The sequence below is a fragment of the Candidatus Methylomirabilis sp. genome (assembly GCA_036000645.1).
Lineage (GTDB): Bacteria > Methylomirabilota > Methylomirabilia > Methylomirabilales > JACPAU01 > JACPAU01.
Genome location: DASYVA010000124.1, coordinates 1 through 7,230, shown reverse-complemented (window position 1 = coordinate 7,230; position 7,230 = coordinate 1). Strand labels below are relative to the sequence as shown.

Annotated in this window: 9 protein-coding genes and 1 tRNA gene; 6 read left to right on the top strand and 4 right to left on the bottom strand. The window is 67.7% G+C overall.

Features of this window, described 5'->3' with window-relative positions:
- Positions 1 to 34: 34 nt before the first annotated feature.
- The 3 genes from VGT06_07110 to VGT06_07100 form a co-directional block, all read right to left on the bottom strand.
- Positions 35 to 670 (bottom strand): IS1 family transposase, encoded by a 636-nt coding sequence (locus tag VGT06_07110; GenBank protein ID HEV8662887.1) that lies wholly within the window; start codon positions 668 to 670, stop codon positions 35 to 37.
- A gap of 813 nt (positions 671 to 1,483) precedes the next feature.
- Positions 1,484 to 1,558 (bottom strand) — tRNA-Ser (locus VGT06_07105).
- Positions 1,559 to 1,594: 36 nt separating this feature from the next.
- Positions 1,595 to 1,981, bottom strand: a complete 387-nt coding sequence (locus tag VGT06_07100) for a hypothetical protein (GenBank protein HEV8662886.1) — start codon at positions 1,979 to 1,981, stop codon at positions 1,595 to 1,597.
- Between the two features lie 363 nt (positions 1,982 to 2,344).
- On the opposite strand from VGT06_07100, the gene VGT06_07095 reads away from it, so the two are divergent.
- From VGT06_07095 to VGT06_07070, 6 genes are all read left to right on the top strand, one after another.
- Positions 2,345 to 2,590 (top strand): DUF465 domain-containing protein, encoded by a 246-nt coding sequence (locus VGT06_07095; protein ID HEV8662885.1) that lies wholly within the window; start codon positions 2,345 to 2,347, stop codon positions 2,588 to 2,590.
- Positions 2,568 to 3,053 carry a cyclic pyranopterin monophosphate synthase MoaC gene (gene moaC, locus VGT06_07090; GenBank protein HEV8662884.1) on the top strand — a complete coding sequence of 162 codons (486 nt, stop codon included), beginning with the start codon at positions 2,568 to 2,570 and terminating at the stop codon, positions 3,051 to 3,053. The genes VGT06_07095 and moaC overlap by 23 nt, the downstream gene beginning before the upstream one ends.
- A 31-nt stretch (positions 3,054 to 3,084) precedes the next feature.
- Positions 3,085 to 4,266, top strand: coding sequence for an acetoin utilization protein AcuC (locus VGT06_07085; GenBank protein HEV8662883.1), 1,182 nt, complete (start codon positions 3,085 to 3,087; stop codon positions 4,264 to 4,266).
- A gap of 88 nt (positions 4,267 to 4,354) precedes the next feature.
- Complete coding sequence (locus VGT06_07080) at positions 4,355 to 4,657, top strand: zinc-ribbon domain containing protein (GenBank protein HEV8662882.1); 303 nt, start codon at positions 4,355 to 4,357, stop codon at positions 4,655 to 4,657.
- Between the two features lie 135 nt (positions 4,658 to 4,792).
- The gene (gene selA, locus VGT06_07075; protein ID HEV8662881.1) at positions 4,793 to 6,199 is read left to right on the top strand and encodes an L-seryl-tRNA(Sec) selenium transferase; all 1,407 of its coding nucleotides are present in this window, start codon (positions 4,793 to 4,795) and stop codon (positions 6,197 to 6,199) included.
- On the top strand, positions 6,199 to 7,011 hold the full coding sequence (locus VGT06_07070; protein ID HEV8662880.1) for a hypothetical protein: 813 nt from the start codon (positions 6,199 to 6,201) through the stop codon (positions 7,009 to 7,011). Before selA ends, VGT06_07070 begins: the two co-directional genes overlap by 1 nt.
- On the opposite strand, the gene VGT06_07065 is transcribed toward VGT06_07070, so the two are convergent.
- Positions 7,008 to 7,230, bottom strand: a 223-nt coding sequence (locus VGT06_07065) for a dTMP kinase (protein HEV8662879.1), incomplete at its 5' end; no start/stop codon positions are given. The two genes, VGT06_07070 and VGT06_07065, sit on opposite strands and share 4 nt — an antisense overlap.

The window sequence follows — 7,230 nt, the reverse complement described above, 5'->3', positions numbered from 1 at the left end:
GGAGCCCCCCGGGGTCCCCTTTTTGGGTGGTGCTCTAGTTTGCGGGGAGTAGGTCGGCCAGCCCCCAAACCCGATCTGTAATTCCCGCCGCCATAGCCGGGGTCACGCGTAGGGTTCTGTGAACCCGAACGAAATTGTACCAGGCGAAATGTAGGGCCAGGGCGGCCTTAAGGTTCGCCAGCTTCTTGGAGAAACCATTGGTCAGCCGGGTAAACCGACGCATCTGCATCCGCATCGTAAGGTTCTGCCGCTCCACATAGCTGGTAGAAATGTGCCTGGGGTCAGGACTACCGTTGATCGGCGTGGATATCGTCTCCGAGACCCGTGGTGGGGCGTAGCGCCCAGGGCCGGGATTCACGGCACCGTACAGCTTCACCAATTGAGCATAGTCCACATCAGCCCCAAACGTTTCTTCCATGGCGGGGAGATAGCCCCGGAAGGCGTCTGTGGTGATCTGCACCCGCCCGTTGCCTTCTAGCCGCTCCCGGAGATCGGTCAGGAACCGGAGGGCCGTTTCCCCGTCCCGCTTGCCTACGGTGAACGTCGGAATCAGCTTGCTTTCCGCATCCAAGGCGACGAATACGTACTGATCGCCTATTTCGTGGTTGAACGACTCCGGCCCCTTCAGGTGGGCCTCTTTCTTTCGCACGAAGGTCCAGATTTCGTCCACCTGTAGACGACGGGAGTGGAAGCCTCGCATTTGCTCGTCTAGGAGCTGGCTGCATCGCTCTCCCACCCGCACTAGAAGGCGCAAAATCGTGACTTGGTGAACCCCGGTCATGCGTTCCACGCTTCGAATGCTGTTGCCCTCCACTAGGGCGGAAATGACCGCTAGCTGCTTTTCCCGCTTAAGTCGGTTCATCGGCCTTGCCTTTCTCTGGCGAAGGCCGTAACCTGGATTCGGCTGGGGACCGTCCGGGTGGCCTTCGCTGCTCGGGTGGAACAGCCACCCCTGAGCCGTTGCTGCGGTTCAGGGGTTTTTACTTGCCCACAATATACTTGCCCGCGCAAGCATTGTCAAGTGAAAACCGAGTTGCATAATGCAAATAACCGCTTGACTTCTTGGCCGGGCAAGCATATCCTTTAGGCATGGGCAGGAAGAAAAACCCCCATGCCGTAGCCCTAGGGCGTCGGGGGGCCAAGAAGGGCGGGCTTGCGCGGGCTGAAAAACTCTCTCCCGAACGCCGACAAGAGATCGCCCGAAAGGCTGCCGAGACTAGATGGAAGAAAAAAACAACGGAAGGGGAATGAGCAAAACAAGCATTCCCCTTCCGTAAGGGCTTACTTGGTGGGGGTCTCGCTAAACCACGAAAATAAGGGCTGTTTTTCTAGGTCATAGTTGTTTTTGCTTGACAACGCTTTTTGACTAATTTTGGCTAATGTGAGGGGGCGAGAGGATTCGAACCTCCGGACCCTGGGATGAGCAGGGTCAAGCGATTTAGAGTCGCTCGCTATAGGCCAGTCTCAGCCACGCCCCCAAGAGTCCCCCGGGCGGGGTTCGAACCCGCATCGAACTGGCTTAGCAAGCCAGCGCTCCTTCCCGTTGAGCGACCGGGGGTATAACGCAAGGGTCGCACCCTTGGTGCGGCCCTTGCTATTTAAGGACTGCCTTGAGGCTTCCTGTTCGATAGACATAGCCGGTTTTCCTGTTTCTGCCTGCGACTTCCAACAATCCCTCTTTCGCAAGCCTCCGCATCGCCGTACTTACGTTAGCTCTCGTGGCGTCGGGCCTTCCTCTGGCCTGAACGACCGGTGTCATGTCAGCGATGGTCCATTTCCTGTCGGATTCAAGTGCGATCTCTTTACAAAGCTCCTGGATGGTTCTGCGGTCGCTCTCACCACGGCGCTTGCGGGATCGGCGGCTTCCGGTTTGGTCCCAATCAGCAGCCATCTGTTCGACAAGCTCAACTGCTCTGAGCTTTTCCTGAAGGCGTCGAATTTCCTCCTCTAACCTGGAACGCAAGGCGCGTGTATCCGCCATTGGGTCGCCCTCCTCTGACGCAGAGGCTACGTCTAGTTCGTCCAGGAAGTCAAGAAGGTTTTTTGGGGATAGTGTTGAGAGACGGGCACGCTACTAGACCTTGGATGGGCACCAAATGGCGGGTATTATGATCTGGGCGAAGTAGAGCACCACCCCTTTTTGCCTTGACTTGTCCCCGGCCCTGGATTAGGCTACAGCCGGTAGGTTATCCCCTACCGACGGTGGGTATGCGCCGGTTGCTCACATTAGGAGTCCTGCTCTTCCGCTCCACGCCGGCCCCGTCGTCCATCCCCTGCCAGCGTGCACGCCCCGGGACCTCCGGGGCGTTGCTGTTTCTGCCCGCTCCCCCCAAGGAGGTCAAAGATGAATGAAACGGAGGCGCAGCTCTTTGCGCGGCTGAAGGAGGGGCACGCCGAATTCCGCCGCCTCGTAGAGAAGCACCGGGAGTTCGACCAGAAGATCGGGGAGTTCGACCGGATCTACTACCTCACGAGCGAGCAGGAGCGGAAGCGCAAAGAGCTGCAGAAGATGAAGCTGGTGGTGAAGGACCAGATGTACGCCATCATGCGCCAGTATATGGGGCAGAATGAGAAGGTTCTCTCATCTTGATCCGCAGGGGCGGGCCAAGATGGTGGACGTGACCGCCAAGCCCGAGACCGCCCGCGAGGCCGTGGCCCGCGGGCACATCGCCTGCCAGAAGGAAACCATCCGCCTGATCCTGGACGAGGCGCTCCCGAAGGGCGACGTCCTGGCGACCGCCCGGGTGGCCGGGATCCTGGCCGCCAAGCGGGTGGACCAACTGATTCCCCTGTGTCATCCGCTCCTCATTACCTCCGCCGAGGTGAGCTTCGCCCCCCGCGAAGACGCGGCCCGCATCGACATCGAGTCCCGGGTGAAGACCACCGGGAAGACGGGGGCCGAGATGGAAGCCCTCACGGCCGTCTCGGTGGCCGCCCTGACCATCTACGACATGTGCAAGGCCGTGGATAGCGGGATGGTGATCGGCGCCGTCCGCCTGGTGGCGAAGCGCGGCGGCAAGAGCGGGGAGTACCTCCGCCCCGGCGAGGAGTAGCCCCGCGGCGCGCCCGCGCCGCGCCCCGACCATGCGCGCCCCCCCTCCGAGCGTCTTCCTCGTCTCCGACCAGTACGCCCGGTACGACTACGGCGCCGCCCACCCCATGCGGATCGGCCGGTTGCCGCTGACCGTCGAGGTGGCGGCCGCCTGCGGTCTGCTCGAGAGCCCGGGCGTCCGGGTGCTCCCCGCCGCCCCCGCCTCCGACGAGGACCTCCGCCGCTTCCACCACCCCGAGTACCTGGCCGCCCTCAAGCGGGCCTCCGCCGGCGAGGCCGGGTGGGACCTCCTGCGGTGGGGCCTGGGGACCGGCGACAACCCCACCTTCCCGGGCGTCTACGAGTTCTCGGCCCTGCTCACCGGCGCGACGCTGTGCGCCGGGAGGCTCGTCGAGACGGGGGAGGTCCGGGTCGCCTTCAACATCGCGGGGGGGCTGCACCACGCCGCCCCGAACCGGGCGTCCGGCTTCTGCTACGTGAACGACGCCGCGGTCCTCATCGCAGAGCTGGCCGCCCGGGGCCGCCGCGTCGCGTACGTGGACATCGACGCCCACCACGGGGACGGTGTCCAGTTCGGCTTCTACGAGACCGACCGGGTCCTGACCATCTCCCTGCACGAGACGGGCGAGATCCTCTTCCCCGGCACCGGGTTCCCGGAGGAGACCGGGAAGGGGCCCGGGGAAGGATTCAGCGTGAACGTCCCCCTCGCTCCCGGCACCGACGACGAGATCTTCCTCTGGGCCCTCACGGCCGTCGTCCTCCCCCTCCTCAAGGCCTACGCCCCCGACCTGCTCGTCACCCAGCTCGGGATCGATACGCACCGGACCGATCCGCTGGCCCACCTGGACCTCAGCATCCAGGGGTTTCGCCGGGCCGTGGAGCTCCTCCGGGGCTGCGACCTTCCGTGGGTCGCCCTCGGGGGCGGGGGATACGACCTGGCCAACGTCCCCCGCGCCTGGACGGCCGCCTGGGCCGTCATGACGGGCCGGGAGATCCCCGACCTGCTCCCGGAGGCGGCCCAGCGAGCCCTCCAGGAGCGCGGAATCCGGCGGACCACCCTGAGTGACCCCCTGCCCCCGCCCGAGCCCCGCGGGCGGGCGGAGGCCTGGCGGTACGCCCGGGCAAGCGTGGCCCGGGTGCAGGAGCTCATCTTCCCGCGCTTCGGCCTGACGGCCGGCGGGGCGGCCCCGGCCCGGGGGGTGCGTACGGGATAAGGCGCGGCCAGCGAGACCTGGAAGCGTGACCCGTCTTTGCCGAGCCGCCGCGGGCAGCCGCCCCGGCGCCGGCGCCGAGGAGACCCGGATGGCATTCGAGGACAAGACCTTGACCTGCGTGGAATGCGGCCAGGAGTTCGTCTTCACCGCGGGGGAGCAGGAGTTCTTCGCCCAGAAGGGGTTCACCAACGAGCCGAAGCGGTGCAAGCCCTGCAAGGCCGTCCGGCGCGGGGGGGCCGGGAACCAGGCCCGGGAGGAGCACGAGGTGACCTGCTCCCAGTGCGGGGAGCGGACGACGGTCCCCTTCCGGCCCGTCCTGGATAAGCCGGTCTACTGCAAGACCTGCTTCCAGGCCCGCCGCGCCTCCTCTCCCCGCTCCACGCCAGCCTGATCCCCCCCACCCGCTCCGCCCGGCCGCCCTCCACGGGTGGCCGGGCGCGTCTCTGCGTCCCGCCGGGGGGAACTTTCCGTTGAACGCCTCCGGGAAGTGTGCTAAGGAGGACTCGTCGCGGGGAGGCGACGAGGGATGGCGGGCAAAGATTCCGCCGACGCAGGAGCGTTGCTGCGCCAGCTCCCTTCGGTGGAGGAAATCCTCCGGGAGCCCGCCACCCGCACGCTCCTCCAGCGCCTCCCCCGCTGGGCGGTCCTGGACGGGGTGCGGGAGGCGCTGGAGCGCGCCCGGCGGCGGATCCTGGCCGGCGGCGAGGCGCCCGACGACCTCGTGGCCGTGGCGGCCGCGCTGGCCGAGGCGGCCGCCCGCCCGAGCCTGCGCCGGGTGATCAACACGACCGGCGTGATCCTCCACACCAATATCGGGCGGGCCTGCCTCCCGGATGCCGCCCTGCAGGCGGCGCTGGAGGCGGGGCGGGCCTACTCCACCCTGGAGTTCGACCTCGAGGCGGGGGCGCGCGGATCGCGGCAGGTGCACGTGGAAGGCCTCCTCACCCGCCTGACGGGCGCGGAGGCCGCCCTCGCCGTCAACAACAACGCCGCTGCCGTCCTCCTGGCCATCAACACGCTGGCCGAGGGGCGGGAGGTCCTCGTCTCCCGGGGGGAGCTGGTCGAGATCGGCGGCTCCTTCCGGATCCCCGACGTGATGCGGAAGGCCGGGGGCCTCCTCCGGGAGGTGGGGACCACGAACCGGACGCATCTCCGGGACTACGAGGCCGCGCTCTCGGAGCGGACCGCCCTGCTCCTCAAGGTCCACCCGAGCAACTTCGCCATCGTCGGGTTCACGGCGGCGGTTCCCCTGCCGGAGCTCGTCGCCCTGGGGAAGCGCCATCACGTGCCGGTGATGGTGGACCTGGGGAGCGGCGCCCTCGCCGATCTCACCCCCTACGGCGTCACCGGCGAGGAGACGGTGCCGGACGTCCTGCGCCAGGGGCCGGATCTGGTCACCTGCAGCGGGGACAAGCTGCTGGGGGGGCCCCAGGCGGGGCTGGTGGTGGGGCGGCGGGGCGTGGTGGAGAAGCTCCGCAAGAACCCGCTGGCCCGGGCGGTCCGGATTGACAAGCTCTCCCTTGCGGCCCTGGCGGCGACGCTCCGCCTCTACCTGGACGGCCCCGCGGCCGTCGAAGCCATCCCCACCCTCCGCTCAATCGCCCTGCCCGCGGCCACCATCCGGGCCCGGGCGGAGGCGGCAGCCGAGGCCGCCCGGGCGGCGGGCGGGGACCTCAGCGCCGAGGTGATCGCGGGGACCTCCGAGGTGGGGGGCGGCGCCTCGCCCACGGAGGCCCTCCCCACCTTCCTCCTGGCGCTCCGGTCCCGGTCCCGCACGGCCGACGCTCTGGAGGCGGCGCTCAGGCGCCACGACCCGCCTGTCCTGGCCCGGATCAAGGACGGGAACGTGCTGCTGGATCTCCGGACCGTTGCGCCCGAGGAGCTGCCGGCCCTGACCGCGGCTCTGCGCGCCCTGGCCGCGGGGCAGGCGTGATGGCCGACCTCCCCCTCTCCGGCGAGTTCCTCGAGGGCGTCTCCCGCGACCAGCTCCTCACCCTCGTGCGCGATCCGAAGGCCGACCCCGCCCTCCTGGAGCACGTGGTCTCGCAGCCGGTGGTGGACGAGGAGATCTGGCGGCTCATCATGCTTCACCCTGCCGCGCCCCCCTCCGCCCTGGCCAAGATCGCCCGCACCGCCCCGCTCCCTCTCCTGAAGCAGCTCACGGCGAGCCGCCGCCTCCTCTCCCGCTCCCCCCAGATTCCCCAGGCCGTTCTGGACAACCCGGCCGCGACCGAGGAGGAGGTGGCCATCGCCGAGAGCGTCCTCCACGAGCAAGCCCACGGGACGACCGAGGAGGAGAAGAAGAAAAGCCTCTTCGTCATCATCAAGGGCATGTCAACCGGGCAGAAGCTGACCCTGGCCAAGAAGGGGAACAAGGAAGCCCGGATGATCCTGGTGAAGGACGGCAATGACATGGTGGCGCTCGAGGTGGTGAAGGGCCCCCGGGTCACCGACACCGAGATCCAGAGCATCGCCCAGATGCGGGATGTCTCGGAGAAGGTCCTCCGGGAGATCGGGAACATGAAGCGCTACCGGAGCAACAAGCTGGTAGTCCTCTCCCTCCTGCACAACCCCAAGACTCCGGTGGGGGTCTCCCTGGGGCTGGGGATTACGAACCTCACGGAGAAGGAGGTGGAGGGGCTGGCCCGGGACCGGAACATCCCGGCGGCGGTCTCCCGCGCGGCGCAGCAGGTCCTCCAGCACCGGCAGAGGACTACGGGAGGTCCCCGCGGGGGGGGGCACTAGGGGGCCTGGCGGGGACGGAGCACCGACTCGACTGCCTCGCGGATCGCAGCAGCCACGACGTCGGCGGACTGCGTCGCATCCAGGTGAAGGATGCCCGGGCCGCGCAGGGCGGTGAAGAGAGCCCGGACCCGCTCCAGGTACTCTTCCCGCTCGAAGGTGTCCGGGGCCGCCGCCCGGGCCTCTCGGATGCGGGCGAGGCTCGCGGCAGGTGGGAGGTCC